The organism is Pseudomonas sp. AS2.8 (assembly GCF_014190935.1).
In the GTDB taxonomy this organism is placed as follows: Bacteria; Pseudomonadota; Gammaproteobacteria; order Pseudomonadales; family Pseudomonadaceae; genus Chryseomonas.
In genome coordinates this window covers 674,634-691,403 of the sequence record NZ_JACHVV010000003.1, presented here as the reverse complement: position 1 = coordinate 691,403, position 16,770 = coordinate 674,634, and the positions used below count along the sequence as shown (strand labels likewise).

Here is a 16,770-nt window from a genome sequence, read left to right as displayed (position 1 = left end):
GCCCTGGAGTATAACCATTCAGCTCTGTAGGTAGCGTCGTCTGTATAAGCTTTGTCAAACCTGGCCGTATTGCTGGCCATGGCGCAACCAGCGCTCTAGCAGCGGACCGGCATGACTAGGCCAGCGTGCCAGCAACTCCTGGGCGGCATCGCGCACCGCCGGCAGCCAGTGGGCGTCGCGCATCAGGTCGGCCACCTTGAATTGCAGCAGACCGGTCTGGCGGGTCCCCAGCATCTCGCCCGGGCCACGCAATTCCAGGTCCTTCTCGGCGATGATGAAGCCATCGTTGGTCTCGCGCATGATCGCCAGCCGCTCGCGACCGATCTGCGACAGTGGCGGATGGAACAGCAGCACGCAATAGCTGACGGCGCTGCCCCGCCCTACCCGGCCACGCAACTGGTGCAACTGGGCCAGACCCAGGCGCTCGGGATTCTCGATGATCATCAGACTGGCGTTGGGCACGTCCACCCCTACCTCGATCACCGTGGTGGCCACCAGCAATTGCAGATTGCCGGCCTTGAATTCGGCCATCACCGCGGCCTTTTCCGCCGGCTTCATGCGCCCGTGGATCAGCCCAATGTGCAATTCGGCCAGGGCCAACTGCAATTCCTCGTAGGTGGTCTCGGCCGCCTGACAGGTGAGCTCCTCGGATTCCTCGATCAGGGTGCAGACCCAGTAGGCCTGGCGCCCTTCGTGACAGGCGGCGCGCACCCGCTCCACCACTTCCTCGCGGCGGCTGTCGGTGACGCTCACGGTATTGACCGGTGTCCGCCCCGGCGGCAGTTCGTCGAGCACCGAGGTGTCCAGGTCGGCATAGGCGCTCATGGCCAGGGTGCGCGGGATGGGGGTGGCGGTCATGATCAGCTGGTGCGGCGCCAGGCGGCCGTCGACGCCCTTCTGGCGCAGCGCCAGGCGCTGCTGTACGCCGAAACGGTGCTGTTCGTCGATCACCACCAGTGCCAGGCGGGCGAAGCGCACCTCGTCTTGGAACAGCGCATGGGTGCCCACCACCATGGGCGCCCCGGCGGCGATGCGCTCCAGGGAGCTGGCGCGGGCCTTGCCCTTGAGCTTGCCGGCCAGCCAGGCCACCTCGATGTCGAGGGCGGCGAACCAGCGCTGGAAGTTGAGGAAATGCTGCTCGGCGAGGATCTCGGTGGGCGCCATCAGCGCCACCTGATAGCCGGCCTCGATAGCCTGCAGCGCGGCCAGGGCGGCGACCACCGTCTTGCCCGCGCCCACGTCGCCCTGCACCAACCGCAGCATGGGCTCGGACTGGGCCAGGTCATGGGCAATCTCGCGACCCACGCGCTGCTGGGCGCCGGTGGGGGTGAAGCCGAGGTTGTCCAGGTACAGCTGCGGCAGCCGGCGGGCCGCCGGCAGGGGCACCGCACGTTGGGCGCGCAGGGTCTCGCGCAGGCGCTGCAGGGACAGCTGGTGGGTCAGCAATTCTTCGAAGACCAGCCGCTCCTGGGCCCAGTGCCGGCCCTCGGCCAGCTCTTCCAGGTCCGCATCCGGCGGAGGTCGGTGCAGATAGCGCAGGGCATCGGCCAACGGCCCCAGGCGATAGTGCTCGGCCATCTCCGGCGGCAGCCAGTCCGGCAGGGATTCGGGCCCCAGCCGCTCTAGGGTCTGGGCGCTAAGCTGGCGCAGGCGCAGCTGGGTGAGGCCTTCGGTGGTCGGGTAGATGGGCGTCAGCGTCTGCTCGACCGGCGCCGGGGCATTCTCGTCCTGGGCGCGGTATTCGGGGTGGTAGATCTCCAGGCCCGAGGCGCCCGGGCGCACCTCGCCATAGCAGCGCAGCAGGGTGCCGCGCTTGAGGCCGTCCTTTTGCGCCTGGCTGAAGTGGAAGAATCTCAACGACAGGGTGCCGCTGCCGTCCTGCAAGCGCACCAGCAGGCTGCGGCGGCGCCCCATGAGCACCTCGGCGGAGGCGACCATGCCCTCCACCACCGCGTCCTGACCGGGCCGCAGGGCGCCGATGGGCACGATGCGGGTGCGGTCCTGGTAGCGCAGCGGCAGGTGGAAGAGCACGTCCTGCAGGGTTTCCAGGCCGACCCGCGCGAGTTTCTCCTGCAGGGCGGCGCCGACCCCCTTGAGGGCGGTGACCGGCGTCGCGGCCAGTTCACTCATGCCGGCTGCACGACGCCCTTGGCTTCAGGCCGCGCCACCGAGCACAGGCGGACCGAGTCGGCCAGCACCTCGATGGCCTTGGGCCGCGGAAAGCTGGCGCGCCAGGCGATGGCCACGGTGCGATAGGGCACCGGCCGCTCGAAGGGGCGCACCTCGATGATGCCCGGGGCATAGTGGTGACTCTCAACGGCCGAGAACGGCAGCACCGAGACGCCCAGACCCGAGGCCACCATGTGGCGAATGGTTTCCAGCGAAGAGGATTCCACCGTGGAATTCTTGTTTTCCTCGTGCTTGCGCACGGTCGGGCAGGCTTCCAGGACCTGGTCGCGGAAGCAGTGGCCTTCGCCCAGCAGCAGCAGGCTCTTGTCGCTGAGCTGGTTTTGCGGGATGGCCTTGAGCTTGGTCCAGGGATGCCGCGCCGGCATCATCACGTAGAAGGGCTCGTCGTACAGCGGCAGGGTCAGGACGTCCGGCTCGTTGAACGGCAGGGCGAGAATGACGGCATCCAGCTCACCGGTGCGCAGCTTGTCGCGCAGCAGGTGGGTGAAGTTCTCCTCGATGTACAGCGGCATCTCCGGCGCCACCCGATTGAGCTGCGGGATGAGGTGCGGAAAGAGATAGGGCCCGATGGTATAGATGGCGCCGATCTTCAGCGGCGCGGTGAGCTGGTTCTTGCCGGCCTGGGCCAGTTCGCGGATGCCCTGGGCCTGCTCCAGCACCTTTTGCGCCTGGGCGACGATGCCCTCGCCGGTGGGCGTGAGGCGCACGGCACTCTTGCTGCGCTCGAAGATCAGAATGCCCAGCTCGTCCTCGAGCTTCTTGACGCCCACCGACAGCGTCGGCTGGCTGACGTGGCAACGCTCGGCAGCTCGGCCAAAGTGCTGTTCCTGGGCGAGCGTGACGATATAGCGCAGTTCAGTCAGGGTCATAGTCAAATTCCATGGGGTGCCGGCCAATCTTAGCGGCTGTCTCTATCAACGGCCAAGCGCGACGGGCAGCTGCCTGCTCTCCCGGATTGGACCACGAGCAGGCGCAGGCTACCCTAGCCGTCTGTCCCGGCCTTTGCAGAAGGAAACACCGATGAGCACCATCCTGATCGCCGGTTGCGGCGATGTCGGCAGCCGTCTCGGCCTGCAACTGGTCGCCCAGGGCCACCGCGTCTTCGGCCTTAGACGCACTGTCGCTGCCCTCCCCGCCGAATTACTGCCGGTCGCCGGCGATCTCGCCGACCCTACGCCGCCGGCCGCCTGGCCGCGCGAACCCCTCGACCAGGTGATCTATGCCACCGCCGCGACCCACCATGACGAAGCCGGCTATCGCGCCGCCTATGTCGAGGGCCTGCGCCACCTGCTCGGCTGGCTGGCCGCCTGCGGCCAGCGTCCGCAGCGCCTGCTGTTCGTCTCCAGCAGCGGTGTCTATGCCCAGGCCGACGGCGCCTGGGTCGACGAAACCGCCCCTGCCGAACCCGAGCGCTTTTCCGGGCGCATCCTGCGCGAGGCCGAGGATCTAGCGCTGGGCAGTGGCCTGCCCGCCAGCGTGGTCCGCCTGACCGGCATCTACGGCCCGGGCCGCGAGGCGCTGCTGCGCCAGGTGCGCGAGGGCTCCCGGGTGACCCGCGAGCCGCCGCTGTATGGCAATCGCATCCATGTCGAGGATGCCGCCGGCCTGCTGGCGCTGCTGCTACAGCGGGATCGCGAAGGGATCGACCTGGACGCTCTCTATCTGGGCGTGGACGACGATCCGGCGCCGCTGGACGAGGTGGTGGACTGGCTGCGGGCGCGCCTGGGCATCACCTTCTGGTCCGACGAGGCCCAGCTGCGCCGCGCCGGCAGCAAGAGGTGCAGCAACGCCCGCGCCCGGGCGCTGGGCTGGACGCCCCGCTACCCCAGCTATCGCGAAGGCTACGCGGCGATTCTCGACCGCTGAAACGAAAGAGCCCAGCACAAGGCCGGGCTCCGCTCTCAGCTAGCTAGCCACTCAGTCGCGCAGGGCTTCACCGCGGGTGGCCTGAGGACGTTCCTCGACCTTGGCAGTGCTCTTCAGGTGCGGCAGGGCAGCCCAGTAGGCGGCGCCCTTCTCGGCGTCGTAGAGACCTTCCCACTTGGCGATGACCAGCGCGGCCAGGGCGTTGCCGATCACGTTCAGGGCGGTGCGCGCCATGTCCATGATGCGATCCACACCGGCGATGAAGGCCAGGCCTTCCAGCGGAATGCCGACGCTGCCCAGGGTGGCCAGCAGTACCACGAAGGACACGCCCGGCACGCCGGCGATGCCCTTGGAGGTGACCATCAGGGTCAGCACCAGCAGCAGTTGCTGGCTCAGCGACAGGTCGATGCCATAGAGCTGGGCGATGAACAGCGCCGCGATGCTCTGGTAGAGGGTGGAGCCGTCGAGGTTGAAGGAATAGCCGGTGGGCACCACGAAGCTGGTGATGGACTTGGGCGCGCCATAGGCCTCCATCTTCTCGATGATGCGCGGCAGCACGGTTTCCGAACTGGCGGTGGAATAGGCCAGGATCAGCTCATCCTTAAGGATGCGGATGATGCGGAAGATCGAGAAGCCGAACAGCTTGGCCACCAGGCCCAGCACGCCGAGGGCGAAGAAGCCGATGGCGACGTAGACCAGCACCACCAGCTTGGCCAGCGGCAGCAGCGAGGCGAAGCCGAAGTTGGCCACTGTCACCGCGATCAGGGCGAAGACGCCGATGGGGGCGTAGTTCATGATCATGTGGGTGACCTTGAACATGGCCTCGGAAATGCCCTGGAAGACCCGCACCACCGGCTCGCGGGTGGCTTCCGGCAGGGCGCCCAGGCCCAGGCCGAACATCACCGCGAAGAAGATGATCGGCAGCATCTCGCCGCGGGCGACGGCGGCGAAGACGTTGGACGGGATCAGGTTGAGGATGGTCGCGATGAAGGCGTGGTCATGCTGCACTTCCGCGGTGGTCTTCTGGTACTGGGAGATGTCAGTGGTGCCCAGGGTGCTCATGTCGATGCCGGCACCGGGCTGCACGCTGTCGGCGAAGAACAGGCCGACGACGATGGCCAGGGTGGTGACGATCTCGAAGTAGAGGATGGTCTTGAGGCCGATGCGCCCGAGCTTCTTGGAGTCGCCGACGCCGGCGATCCCGACCACCAGGGTGGCGATGACAATGGGCACCACGATCATCTTGATCAGCCGGATGAAGATGTCGCCGGCCGGCTTGAGGACGTTCGAGATCCACCAGGCCTTCTCGGCGCTGAAGTGGTTGAGCAGTGCGCCGACGGCGATCCCCAGCACGAGGCCGATAAGGATCTGCCACGCGAGGCTGAGCTTGGGCTTGGTCATGTACCGACACCTTTGTTCTATTTGGATGGAGTTCGGGACGAACGTCACCGTGCCGGGTCGTGATGCGCGAAGCGCATGCAACGCCAACGTGGAGGGTGCGTTCAGGCTGCGGAAACGGTGCTCGAAAAGGACGAGGAGCACCAAGGCGTCACACTTTTGCCAGAGGGTAACGGGGTATGTCTAATGCCGCTGTCGCCTGCCCTATGCCGATCCGGCATGAGGTGTCCCGAAAGGGCCGCGCAGCATACAGGCACTGGCGCCTTGCACGCCAGGCATACAGAGGCGCCGCTCATCGCGGCGCCCCGCAAACGTCAGCCGTTGAAGGTGGTGGGATCGGGGCCGAGGCGCTTGTCCTGATTCAACCCGGTGATCTGCCGCATGTCCTCGTCGTCCAAGGCGAAGTCAAAGATCTGCATGTTCTCTTCGATGCGCTTGGGCGTCTTGGATTTGGGGAAGATGATGTTGCCGAGCTGGATATGCCAGCGCAGCACCACCTGGGCCGGCGTCTTGCCGTGCTTGGCCGCCAGTTGCTGCAGCACCGGGCTGCCCAGCAGCTCGCCACCCTGGGCCAGCGGACTCCAGGCTTCGGTGGCGATGCCCTTGTAGGTATTGAAGTCACGCAGCTCCTGCTGCTGCAGCAAAGGATGGCACTCGATCTGGTTGACCACCGGTACCACGCCAGTCTCGGTCAGCAGGGTCTCGATATCGGCCTGGCGGAAGTTGGACACGCCAATGGACTTCACCCGACCCTGATTGCGCAATTCGATCAGCGCCTTCCAGCTGTCAAGGAACAGGCCCTTTTCCGGCAGTGGCCAGTGGATCAGATAGAGATCGACATGCTCCAGGCCCAGCTTGGCCAGGCTGGTGTCGAAGGCGCGTAGGGCGCTGTCGTAGCCCTGGTCGGCATTCCACAGCTTGGTGGTGACGAACAGCTCGTCACGCGGCAGACCGGCCTGGGCGATGGCCTTGCCGACGCCTTCTTCGTTGCCGTAGATGGCGGCGGTATCTATATGTCGATAGCCCAGGTCGAGGGCTGTCTTGACCACCTGGGCGGTCTCTTCGGCCGGAGTCTGCCAGACCCCCAGACCGAATTGCGGAATGTGGTGACCGTCGTTGAGCTGAAGACGGGTGATCGCGGACATGCGTCGCTCCTCTGGAAATGATGACTGTCAGAGGTGTGACTGGTGGCAGTGGCCTTTTGCTCCCGATCAGTCCAGTCGCACGGCGTCGGGAACGCTGTAGCTCTCCACCCAGCCCAGCAGGGTACGACCGTCCTGCTGTACCTCGATGCGCTTCCAGCGCTTGAAGGAACGGGTCTCGATCACCCGCACCTGGGTGTCGCCATCCAGCCGCACGAGGGTATTGCGTGCGCGCTCGCGGCTACGGTCATAGAGGAAGGGCCACTTGAGCACATCGACCGGGCCACGCAGCATCCAGCCCTGCCCTTCTTCGGCGAAGCGAAAGGACACCCCGCCCTCGGCGCGGGCCGGATTGCTACCCAGCAGCAATAGGGCCGCCACCAGCAGTGAGGGAAGGATACGGCGAAGGGTCGAAAGGACATTCGGGGTCATGTTGGCCTCGTCTGTGGCACCAAAAAAAACAGCGCCCGGGGTGGACGCTGCGGAGGTAGACCCTCTGGTACGACAAACGACTGCACGGCTTGCCCGAGAAATGCCAAATGGCCAGCAGTCTCGGGCAAAATCCTTAGTGCAATAGCTAGGCCGCGCTGAACAGCTTGTGCGGGTCGATGACGAATTTCTTCGGTACGCCCGCATCGAATTCGCTGTAGCCGCGGGGGGCTTCGTCCAGGGTGATGACCTGCACGCCGACGATGTCGGCGATCTTGATGCGATCCCACATGATCGCCTGCATCAGCTGGCGGTTGTACTTCATCACCGGGGTCTGGCCGGTGTGGAAGCTGTGGGACTTGGCCCAGCCCAGACCGAAGCGGATGCTCAGGGCACCCTGCTTGGCGGCGGCATCGACCGCACCCGGATCGTCGGTGACATAGAGACCGGGAATGCCGATCTTGCCGGCTACCCGCACGATGCCCATCAGCGAGTTCAGCACCGTGGCCGGGGCCTCGCTCTTGGCGCCTTCGTGACCATGGCCGCGGGCTTCGAAGCCAACGGCGTCGACGGCGCAATCCACTTCCGGCGTGCCCAGCAGCGCGGCGATCTGCTCGTGCAGCGGAGTGTCCAGGGACAGGTCGGCGATCTCGAAGCCCTGGGCCTTGGCATGCGCCAGGCGCACCGGGTTGACGTCGCCGACGATGACCACGGCCGCGCCCAGCAGGCGCGCCGAGGCCGCCGCGGCCAGACCGACCGGGCCGGCACCGGCCACATAGACGCTGGTGCCCGGACCGACGCCGGCGGTGACAGCGCCGTGGTAACCGGTGGGCAGGATGTCGGACAGGCAGGTCAGGTCACGGATCTTTTCCATGGCCGCGTCGCGATTCGGCAGCTTGAGCAGGTTGAAATCGGCATAGGGGACCAGCACGTATTCGGCCTGGCCACCGACCCAGCCGCCCATGTCGACGTAGCCATAGGCACCGCCGGCACGCGAGGGATTGACGGTCAGGCAGACGCCGGTGTCCTGCTCCTTGCAGGTGCGGCAGCGACCGCAGGCGACGTTGAAGGGCACCGAGACCAAGTCGCCGACCTTGAGCGTCTCGACGTCACGGCCCGCTTCGATGACCTCGCCGGTGATCTCGTGGCCGAGCACCAGGCCTTCGGGGGCGGTGGTCCGGCCACGCACCATGTGCTGGTCGGAACCACAGATATTGGTGGAGACCACGCGCAGGATGACGCCGTGGTCGATACGCTTGCCCTGCGGGGTTTCCATCTTCGGGTAGGGAATGGTCTGCACCTCGACCTTGCCCGCGCCCAGATAGACGACGCCACGATTACCGGACATGTTGCACCTCGCTGTTATTGTTGGACTGGCTCTAGCGGTTCGAGCCTAGTCCTCGCGAAGCGCGGCGTCTGTGGGGATGGCGTTTTTGGTGATGCCGAGGTCGTCCCTGCGGGTCGGCCTGGCGATCCCGGTCACGCCGCCACTGCGGGCGGCGCGACCAGGCGGGGTCAGGCGGGCGCCAGGGCGGCGGCGCGGCGCTCGCGGCTGAGCAGGTAGCAGCCGATGCCCACGCCCAGCAGGGCCAGCCCCATGACGTACCAGGCCGGGCCCAGCGGATGCTCCTTGAGCATCAGGGTAACGACCATGGGCGTCAGGCCGCCGAAGATGGCGTAGGCGACGTTGTAGGAGAACGACAGCCCCGAGAAGCGCACCTTGGGCGGGAAGGCCAGCACCATCACCCGCGGCACGCCGCCGATGACGCCGACCGCTGCACCGGCAAAGGCATAGAGCGGGAACAGCCATTCCGGATGGACCTTCAGACCGGCATAGAGCGACCAGCTGGCCAGCGCCAGGATCAGGCCGCCGACGATGAACACCGGACCGCTGCCAAAGCGATCGGACAGGGCGCCGGAAACGATGCAGCCCAGGGTCAGGAAGACGATGGCCAGGCTGTTGGCCTTGAGCGCCATGGCGGCGGAGAAGCCGTACTGGGTCTGCAGCAGGGTCGGGGTCATGAGGATGACCACCACGATGCCGGCGGTGAGCATCCAGGTCAGCAGCATGGACAGGATCACGCTGCTGCGGTGGTCGCGCAGCACCGCCTTGAGCGGCACTTCCTCGGCCAGCGACTTGTGGATCGCCAGTTCGGCGAACACCGGCGTCTCGTGCAGCCAGCGGCGCAGATAGACCGAGAACAGGCCGAAGACCCCGCCGATCAGGAAGGGAAAGCGCCAGGCGTAGTCGGCCACCTCCAGCGGGGTGAAGACGGTATTGATCAGGGTCGCCATCAGCGAGCCGAGCAGGATGCCGAAGGTGAGGCCGGCGGTCAGCGTGCCGCAGGCATAGCCGACGTGCTTGCCGGGAACGTGTTCGGAGACGAACACCCAGGCGCCGGGCACCTCGCCGCCGATGGCCGCGCCCTGAATGATGCGCAGCACCAGCAGCAGGATCGGCGCGGCCACGCCGATCTGGGCGTAGGTGGGCATCAGGCCCATGCCAAGGGTCGGCAGGGCCATCATGAAGATGCTCAGGGTGAACATCTTCTTGCGCCCGAGGAGGTCACCGAAGTGGGCCATGATGATGCCGCCCAGTGGGCGCGCCAGGTAACCCGCGGCGAAGATGCCGAAGGTCTGCATCTGCCGCAGCCAGTCGGGCATGTCGGCGGGAAAGAACAGCTTTCCCACCACCGCGGCGAAGAAGACGAAGATGACGAAGTCGTAGAACTCCAGCGCACCGCCCAGGGCGGACAGCGAGAGGGTCTTGTAGTCGTTGCGGCCCAGAGGGCGCGACGTGAGCGGCGCGGAGGCGGATTGCAGTTTCATCGAGGATTCCGGACAAGAGAGGAGCGCAAAGGAAATTCGGCCTCTGGCATCCCTCCGGGTGTAGCGGACAAGACGCGGCCCCGAGTGACCGTCCGCCTGGGGCGGCTGGCAGGGATCGGGCGGGTCGCCGGATGGGCGCCGGACCTGCACCGCGCCGCCTGCGCTCTTGTGGAGCACGGCAGCAGCAGGTCTACCGATCATTACCTGATCATCGGACGTGCACGACCCTCTGGATTGCCTGGCCGTGCACGGTCTCCACGATAGCAAATCTGCAAGGAATTTCCGCTATTCATTCAGTGCCCATTCAGGGCTCATCTGCCGAGCTATGACTGTTCCATCCTGGTGCAAAAGCGGTCGAGCCGCCCTGCCCCAGGCGTTATACTGTAGCCCCCTAACGATCTCCCTAGAGAGATTGGCAGCATTCTTGCGTGCAGATGCTGAACGTTACCTACCTATCCGGGCTCCCGAGGGCCCTGTCATGATCGAAGAGCTCGAACAAGAAGATCCCATCCCCCAGGGCGACCTGGCCATGCAGATCACCGCTCTGCCCCGCGAGACCAACGGCTTCGGCGACATCTACGGCGGCTGGCTGGTGGCTCAGATGGACCTGGCTGGCAGCGCCATGGCCAGTCGCCTGGCCGCCGGCCGAGTGGCCACGGTGGCCATCGACCGCATGGCCTTCATGACGCCGGTGCCCGTGGGTGCACAGCTCTCCTTCTATACCAACACCCTGGAAGTGGGCCGCAGCTCCATCCAGATCCTCATCGAGGTCTGGAGCGACGATCCCCTGTCCAGCGAATGGAGCAAGGTGACCGAGGCGGTGTTCGTCTTTGTCGCCATCGACGGCAGTGGCCGCACCCGGCCGTTGCCCGCGCGGCGCTAGCGCGAGTTTGCCCGACCGTTAGGGCTCCTGGGCCAGCGGCGCTTCCCGCACCCGGGTCGGCCGTCCGTGGCGAATGCCTTCGACCTGCTCCAGCGCCTGCCGGACCTCGGCGGCGGTGGCCAGCAACCGATAATCGAGGGTGAAGTCGCGCGTGCCGCCGGCTTCGATCCGCGGCACCAGCCCCAGGGCCCGCTGCTGGCTGCGGTTGTAGGAAAAGCTGGTGCCCGGCTCCAGGCCGGTGACATAGCCCTGGGCCTTGGCGTCGGTGTTCTTCCACAGGGTGAAGACCGGCAGCTCCCGTACATTGAAGGCCAGCGCCACGCCCTGGTGGGCACTGCGATCGTGCAGTACCGCCAGGCTGCGCCCCTGATCGTCGCCCCAGGGATAGAGGTTGTAGACCGTCTCGCCATAGCCCGGCGTGGGAGCGCGATAGGTCTGCCACTCGGCCAGCTCCCGGCGCGCCCGCGCATCGAAGGGTGACACCTCCCGTACCGGGGCGGCGAATACCGAACCCTCGCCGAGCAGCGGCGGACCGAAATTGCTGTGGTAGAGCACCTGGTACTCGGCGGCATGCGCCCCCTGGTTGGTCAGGCGGTCGTGCAGTGTGAAGCCGGTGGCTCCGGCCTGGGTGACCAGTTCGGTGTCGATGCGGAAATTGGCCTGCTTGAAGGCCTCTTCGTGCAGCACGCCCCTGAGGCTGATGCGATGCGGCGGCTGTTCGTCGATGGTCAGCACCACCTGGCTGGCCGGCAGGTAGCTGGCCCGACCATGCAGGGTCAGGAGTTGCCCCCTGTCCAGGCCCGGATGGCCGACCCACTCGAAGCCGGCGCGTGCCACCAGTTCGTTGAAGCCTTCCAGCCAGCCCAGGCCGTTGCGGCTTTCCAGGTTGACGAAGGCCGGATTGACCACCTCGCGTACCGGGGAGTCCCAGCCCAGTCGCAGGGTGCCGGCCTGGGCGCGCAAGACGTTCATGCCCCGGGTCGCCACCACGGTGAGTTGCAGGGCGCCGGTATCGATCTCGATCAGCACCGAGCCCTCCTGGCGCCCGCCACTCAGGCGGTGCACGCCGACGGCAAAGGCCAGGCCATCGCGCAGGCCCAGACGATCGCTGCTGATGCTCCAGTTCTGCACCGGCTTGTCGGGGGCGATGAGGGTGTATTCCCAGGCCGAGGCGCTGGCACTGACAAGGAACAGGAGACAGCCAGACAACAGACGAGCGCGGATCATGGAGTCCCCTTGGCAGCGCGATCGCCTTGAGTCTAGACCAGCCTGCGCCCGGCTGCAGACCCTGCTCCAGACGCGGTCAGAGGGGCGAGACCCACTATTCCCGTATAGGTTTGTTCAAGGAAATCAAAGGAATGGGTAAAGACAACCTTTACCATTCAAACGACCGTTCGGTACTTGCCAGGGCAGCGATTTTTGCCGAGGATCGGCTCGTCTCTACCACGGAGTGGACTCCATGAAACCTTCAGCCCTGTTCTTGTTGCTTGCCCTGGCGGGCGTTGCCCCGGCTTATGCGGGCAATACCGAAGCCGGACTCGGCGGCGCCGTGGGTGGTGTGCTCGGTACTCTGGTCGGCCAGCAGGTCGGCGGCAGCACCGGTGCGGCCATCGGTGCCGGCGTGGGCGGTGCAGCAGGTGGTGTACTGGGCGCTGACCGGCGCAATCGGACCGAGGCCGCCATCGGCGGCGGTCTGGGCGCGGCGGGCGGCAACGTGATCGGCAATCGGGTCGGTGGCAGCACCGGTGGCCTGGTCGGCGCGGCCCTGGGTGGCGGTGCTGGCAGTGCCCTGGGCAACAACCTGGGCGACAGCGGCCGCGATGACCGCGGCTATCGTGGCTACCGCGACCATCCCGGCAAGGGCTGGAAGCACGCCAAGCATCGACACAAGCACTGGGATCGGTAATAAAAAACGCCCGGCATCGCCGGGCGTTTTCCTGTGCGCTCGAGCCTACTGACCGAGGTCGCGCAGGCGCTTGCCCTGCATCAGGTTGCGTTCGATGCGCTCCAGGGTGACACCCTTGGTTTCCGGTACCAGCAGGAACACCAGGAAGATGAACACCACGTTCAATCCGGCATAGATCCAGAAGGTGGTGCCCTGCCCCAGGGTGCCCAGCATGGTCAGGAAGGTGGCGCCGACGATCATGTTGGCGATCCAGTTGGTGAAGGTGGAGCAGCCGATGCCGAAGTCGCGGCCCTTGAGCGGCTGGACTTCCGAGCACAGGGTCCAGATCAGCGGACCGGCCGACATGGCGAAGCCGACGATGAAGATCAGCAGCATGACCACGGTAAAGGTCTGCTGACCATGGCTAAGGTTGCCCATGCCGAGCATGGTGCCGACCACGCCCAGGCCCACGGCCATGACCACGAAACCGGTATAGAGGATGGGTTTGCGGCCCCACTTGTCGACCAGGAAGATGGCAATGAAGGTGGCCAGCACGTTGGTCAGACCGACCGCGGCGGTAAACCACATCTGGGCAGCGGTGTCGTAGCCCATGCCTTCGAAGATACGCGGGGCGTAGTACATCACCACGTTCATGCCGGTGAACTGCTGCACCACCTGCAGCAGCACGCCCAGCCCCACCGAGCGGCGGAAGTTGGGATTCTCCTTGAACAGCGACCAGCCCTTTTGCGGGACCTTGAGCTGCTCTTCGATCTCGGCGACCTCCTGCTGGATGACCTTTTCGTCACCGCGCAGCCGGTGCAGGACCTTGATCGCCTCTTCCCGGCGGCCCGCCATGATCAGCCAGCGCGGGCTGTCGGGCAGAGCGAAGACGCCGATCAGGAACAGCACCCCGGGGATGGCGATGATGCCGAGCATCCAGCGCCAGGCCTCGTAGTAGCTGAAGGCGGTGTTGGAGAGGAAAGCGAGCAGGATGCCGGCGGTGATCATCAGCTGGTACAGCGAGATCATCGAGCCGCGGATGTTTTCCGGAGCGACCTCGGCCAGGTACAGCGGCGCGGTAAAGGAGGCGATGCCGATGGCCAGGCCCAGCAGGAAGCGGGCAAAGATCAGCATGGTCGGCGAAGTGGCCAGGCCACAGAGGATCGAGCCGATCACGAACAGCACGGCGCCCAGCATCAGCGATTTCTTGCGACCCAGCTTGGCCGACAGCGAGCCGGCGCCGAGGGCACCCAGGGCGGCACCGGCCATCATGCTGGAGACAATCCATTCGATCACCTGGTCGGAGATCTGGAATTCCTGCTGGATGAATTTGGTGGCACCGGAGATGACGCCGATGTCGAGGCCGAACATGAGGCCGGCCAGGGCGGCCATCAGGCAGGCGAAGATCGCCTTGGGCTGGGCCTTTTCGGTGACGTGGCCGTCGGCGTTGGTAGTGGTGTTGCTCATGGCAGAGGCTCCTCGCTCGCCTTGTGGGCGATCTTGTTGTCGCGGGTCGTTCCGTATCCGTTTGTTACAGACCTGTCCCACGACCCTTGGTTCGGCTGGTAAGAAGCCCTTACCAGAGCCGTGCGGGCTGGGCGTTCACATAGGTGGCATAGAGCGAACCGCCGCCGGTGATGAACAGGCGATTGCCCTTGAGGCCGCCGAATTCGACGTTGGAGACGGTTTCCGGCAGGTGCAGGGTAGCCAGCGGCTGGCCGCTCGGCGTGAACACCCGCACGCTGTTCTGCTCGGCCGAGCCGGCCCAGCTGCACCAGAGGTTGCCGTCGCTGTCGACGCGGAAACCGTCGATCACGCCCTGCTCCTTGGCGTCGATCAGCACCTCGCCACCGCTGAGGGTGCCGTCGTCCTTCACGGTGAACGCCCTGAGGTGATTGGGCTTGCCGGGGTTACCGCCGCCGGCGGTGTCGCTGATGTAGAGGCGCTTGCCGTCGGGGGCGAAGGCCAGGCCGTTGGGGCGGCCGAAATCGCCCGCCGCCACCGTCGCCTTGCCCTGGGGATCGATGCGATAGACGTTGGTGGGCAACTCGAATTCGGCTTTGTGGCCCTCGTAGGCGCCGAGGATGCCGTAGCCCGGATCGGTGAACCAGATGGCACCGTCGGCACCGACCACCACGTCGTTGGGCGCGTTCAGCGGCTTGCCGTCGAAGCGGTCGAGCAGCACCGTGACGCTGCCGTTCAACTCGCGGCGGGTCACGCGGCGGCTGTCGTGCTCGCAACTGATCAGCCGCCCCTCGCGATCGCGGGTGTGGCCGTTGGCGTTGTGGGACTGGTCGTCGTAGACGCTGACGTGACCGTCGTCGGCGCTCCAGCGCATCACCCGGGCATTGGGGATGTCGCTGAACAGCAGGCAGCGCCAGTCGGCCATCCACACCGGGCCTTCGGTCCAGAGGCCGCCGGACCACAGCCGCTCGACGAAGGCATTGCCCAGGCGGCCCTTGAAGGCCTGGTCGTGGATCTCCCAGGCGGGATCGGGCATGACGATGGGCGGCTTGCCCTCCCAGTTGCGGGTGAGACCGAACTTGTCGTCGGCCAGGGCGCGACTGGCGACCAGACCGGCCGAGGCGGCCAGGGACACGCCAAGAAAGGTGCGGCGGGCGAGAGGCATGAGGAGACTCCTTTGTTGTCGTTATGGGTCCGGCAAGGCCGGTGGCAGAGCGCCTCCGCGTCCAGGACGGGAGGCGCCTCCTGCGAGCGCTTCTTTAGTCGCCCTTATTCGGGCAGACGTTCCACCTTGCCCACCACCAGGCCGTAGCAGAGGGCGCCGATCAGCGCGGTGACGCCGATGAAGGCGATGGCCGGGGCGAAGCTGCCGTCCTTGACCAGGAAGCCGATGACGATGGGCACGCAGATGGCTGAGAGGTTGCCGATGAAGTTGAACATCCCGCCGGTGAGGCCGATCAGTCGCTCCGGTGCCATGGCCGAGACCATCGACCAGGTGATGGAGGCCAGGCCGTTGCCGAAGAAGGCCAGCGCCAGGCAGGCGATGATCAGCGCGGGCGAGTCGACGAAGTTGGCGCCGACGATGCTGGTGGAGATCAGCAGACCACCGATGATCGGCAGCTTGCGCGCCAGGCCCACGGAGGCGCCGCGGCGGATCAGCCAGTCCGACAGCAGGCCCGAGCAGATCACCCCGAGGAAGGCGGCGAGGAACGGCAGCGAGGCGAGGAAGCCGGCCTTGATAAAGTCCATGCCGCGGTATTTCACCAGGTAGGTGGGAAACCAGGTCAGGAAGAACCAGAGGGTGGAATTGAGGCAGAACTGGCCGATGTAGATGCCCCACAGCTTGCGCTTGTTGAGCACGCTCCAGAGGTCACGCCATTGGAAGGCCGCGCGGCTGCGATTCTTCTGCTCCAGATCGACCAGGCCGCCGCCCTCCTGGATCAGCGCGACCTCGGCGGCATTGGCGCCGCGGAAGTCCTTGGGTTCGCGATAGACCAGGTACCAGACAGCCGCCCAGAGGATGCCGACGCCACCGGTGACGACAAAGACCATGTGCCAGCCAAAGGTCTGCTGCAGGTAGATCAGCACCGGGGTGAGAAAGGCCAGGCCGACGAACTGGCCGGAGGTATAGAAGCCGATGGCGGTGGCCCGCTCGCGCTCGGGAAACCAGGTGGTGACCACCCGGTTGTTGATCGGATAGGCCGGTGCTTCCAGGGCGCCCACGGCGAGACGCAGGATGATCAGGCCGATGAAGCTGCCAACGAAGCCCAGGCCGATGGTAGCCAGCGACCAGAGCGCGATGGCCACCGGATAGAGGATGCGTGGGGCGACCTTGTCCACCAGCCAGCCGCCGGGGATCTGCATGGCGGCGTAGGTCCAGCCGAAGGCCGAGAGGATCAGTCCCATGTGCACCGGCTCGATGCCCAGGTCCTGCGCCAGGTGCGGTGCGGCGATGGAGAGGTTGCTGCGGTCGAGGTAGTTGATCACCACGGTGACGAACAGCAGCGTCATGATGAAGAAGCGCGCCCGACTGGGCTTGGCCAGGGCCGGCGCGGCCACGGCTGCCGCCGGAGCGGCGTGGGTAGGGGTTGGCATGGCTCGGGTCCTGTAATTGACGTTGTGGCGAGCGTTGTTGCTGTCTGGGGTTCAGGGCGCCGCGGCGGCCCTCACCCTGGCCCTCTCCC

14 protein-coding genes are annotated in these 16,770 nt (G+C 66.1%); 3 read left to right on the top strand and 11 right to left on the bottom strand.

What is annotated here, in order from left to right:
- Positions 1-54: 54 nt before the first annotated feature.
- Together recG and FHR73_RS15605 are read right to left on the bottom strand one after the other, a co-directional pair.
- Entirely contained in the window at positions 55-2,130 is a 2,076-nt protein-coding gene (gene recG / locus FHR73_RS15610; protein WP_183632461.1) for an ATP-dependent DNA helicase RecG, read from the bottom strand.
- A complete protein-coding gene (locus tag FHR73_RS15605) occupies positions 2,127-3,059 on the bottom strand; it encodes a hydrogen peroxide-inducible genes activator (protein ID WP_007159908.1) in 933 nt (310 codons plus the stop codon). The genes recG and FHR73_RS15605 overlap by 4 nt, the downstream gene beginning before the upstream one ends.
- A gap of 151 nt (positions 3,060-3,210) precedes the next feature.
- On the opposite strand from FHR73_RS15605, the gene FHR73_RS15600 reads away from it, so the two are divergent.
- On the top strand, positions 3,211-4,056 hold the full coding sequence (locus FHR73_RS15600; protein ID WP_183632460.1) for an NAD-dependent epimerase/dehydratase family protein: 846 nt from the start codon (positions 3,211-3,213) through the stop codon (positions 4,054-4,056).
- 51 nt (positions 4,057-4,107) lie between these two features.
- Here the strand turns inward: FHR73_RS15600 and gltP are convergent, their stop codons facing one another.
- The 5 genes from gltP to FHR73_RS15575 all read right to left on the bottom strand — a co-directional run bounded on the left by gltP (position 4,108) and on the right by FHR73_RS15575 (position 9,848).
- On the bottom strand, positions 4,108-5,457 hold the full coding sequence (gltP, locus tag FHR73_RS15595; protein WP_007159910.1) for a glutamate/aspartate:proton symporter GltP: 1,350 nt from the start codon (positions 5,455-5,457) through the stop codon (positions 4,108-4,110).
- A 311-nt stretch (positions 5,458-5,768) separates the two neighbouring features.
- Positions 5,769-6,599: an aldo/keto reductase gene (locus tag FHR73_RS15590; protein ID WP_183632459.1), complete on the bottom strand. Its 831-nt coding sequence runs from the start codon at positions 6,597-6,599 to the stop codon at positions 5,769-5,771.
- Between the two features lie 66 nt (positions 6,600-6,665).
- Entirely contained in the window at positions 6,666-7,028 is a 363-nt protein-coding gene (locus FHR73_RS15585) for a hypothetical protein (RefSeq protein WP_260175713.1), read from the bottom strand.
- 145 nt (positions 7,029-7,173) lie between these two features.
- A complete protein-coding gene (gene fdhA, locus FHR73_RS15580) occupies positions 7,174-8,373 on the bottom strand; it encodes a formaldehyde dehydrogenase, glutathione-independent (protein WP_133860026.1) in 1,200 nt (399 codons plus the stop codon).
- A gap of 167 nt (positions 8,374-8,540) precedes the next feature.
- Complete coding sequence (locus tag FHR73_RS15575) at positions 8,541-9,848, bottom strand: MFS transporter (RefSeq protein ID WP_178118361.1); 1,308 nt, start codon at positions 9,846-9,848, stop codon at positions 8,541-8,543.
- Between the two features lie 487 nt (positions 9,849-10,335).
- Between FHR73_RS15575 and FHR73_RS15570 the strand changes: the two genes are divergently transcribed.
- Entirely contained in the window at positions 10,336-10,737 is a 402-nt protein-coding gene (locus FHR73_RS15570; RefSeq protein ID WP_026083995.1) for an acyl-CoA thioesterase, read from the top strand.
- An 18-nt stretch (positions 10,738-10,755) separates the two neighbouring features.
- On the opposite strand, the gene FHR73_RS15565 is transcribed toward FHR73_RS15570, so the two are convergent.
- On the bottom strand, positions 10,756-11,964 hold the full coding sequence (locus FHR73_RS15565) for an aldose 1-epimerase family protein (RefSeq protein WP_221191555.1): 1,209 nt from the start codon (positions 11,962-11,964) through the stop codon (positions 10,756-10,758).
- Between the two features lie 232 nt (positions 11,965-12,196).
- Between FHR73_RS15565 and FHR73_RS15560 the strand changes: the two genes are divergently transcribed.
- Positions 12,197-12,643, top strand: coding sequence for a hypothetical protein (locus FHR73_RS15560; RefSeq protein WP_044342526.1), 447 nt, complete (start codon positions 12,197-12,199; stop codon positions 12,641-12,643).
- Positions 12,644-12,688: 45 nt separating this feature from the next.
- Here the strand turns inward: FHR73_RS15560 and FHR73_RS15555 are convergent, their stop codons facing one another.
- From FHR73_RS15555 to FHR73_RS15545, 3 genes are all read right to left on the bottom strand, one after another.
- The gene (locus FHR73_RS15555) at positions 12,689-14,089 is read right to left on the bottom strand and encodes a sugar porter family MFS transporter (RefSeq protein WP_064309180.1); all 1,401 of its coding nucleotides are present in this window, start codon (positions 14,087-14,089) and stop codon (positions 12,689-12,691) included.
- Between the two features lie 109 nt (positions 14,090-14,198).
- Positions 14,199-15,251, bottom strand: coding sequence for an SMP-30/gluconolactonase/LRE family protein (locus FHR73_RS15550; RefSeq protein ID WP_183632458.1), 1,053 nt, complete (start codon positions 15,249-15,251; stop codon positions 14,199-14,201).
- Between the two features lie 104 nt (positions 15,252-15,355).
- Positions 15,356-16,681, bottom strand: coding sequence for an MFS transporter (locus FHR73_RS15545; protein WP_183632457.1), 1,326 nt, complete (start codon positions 16,679-16,681; stop codon positions 15,356-15,358).
- Positions 16,682-16,770 lie beyond the last annotated feature (89 nt).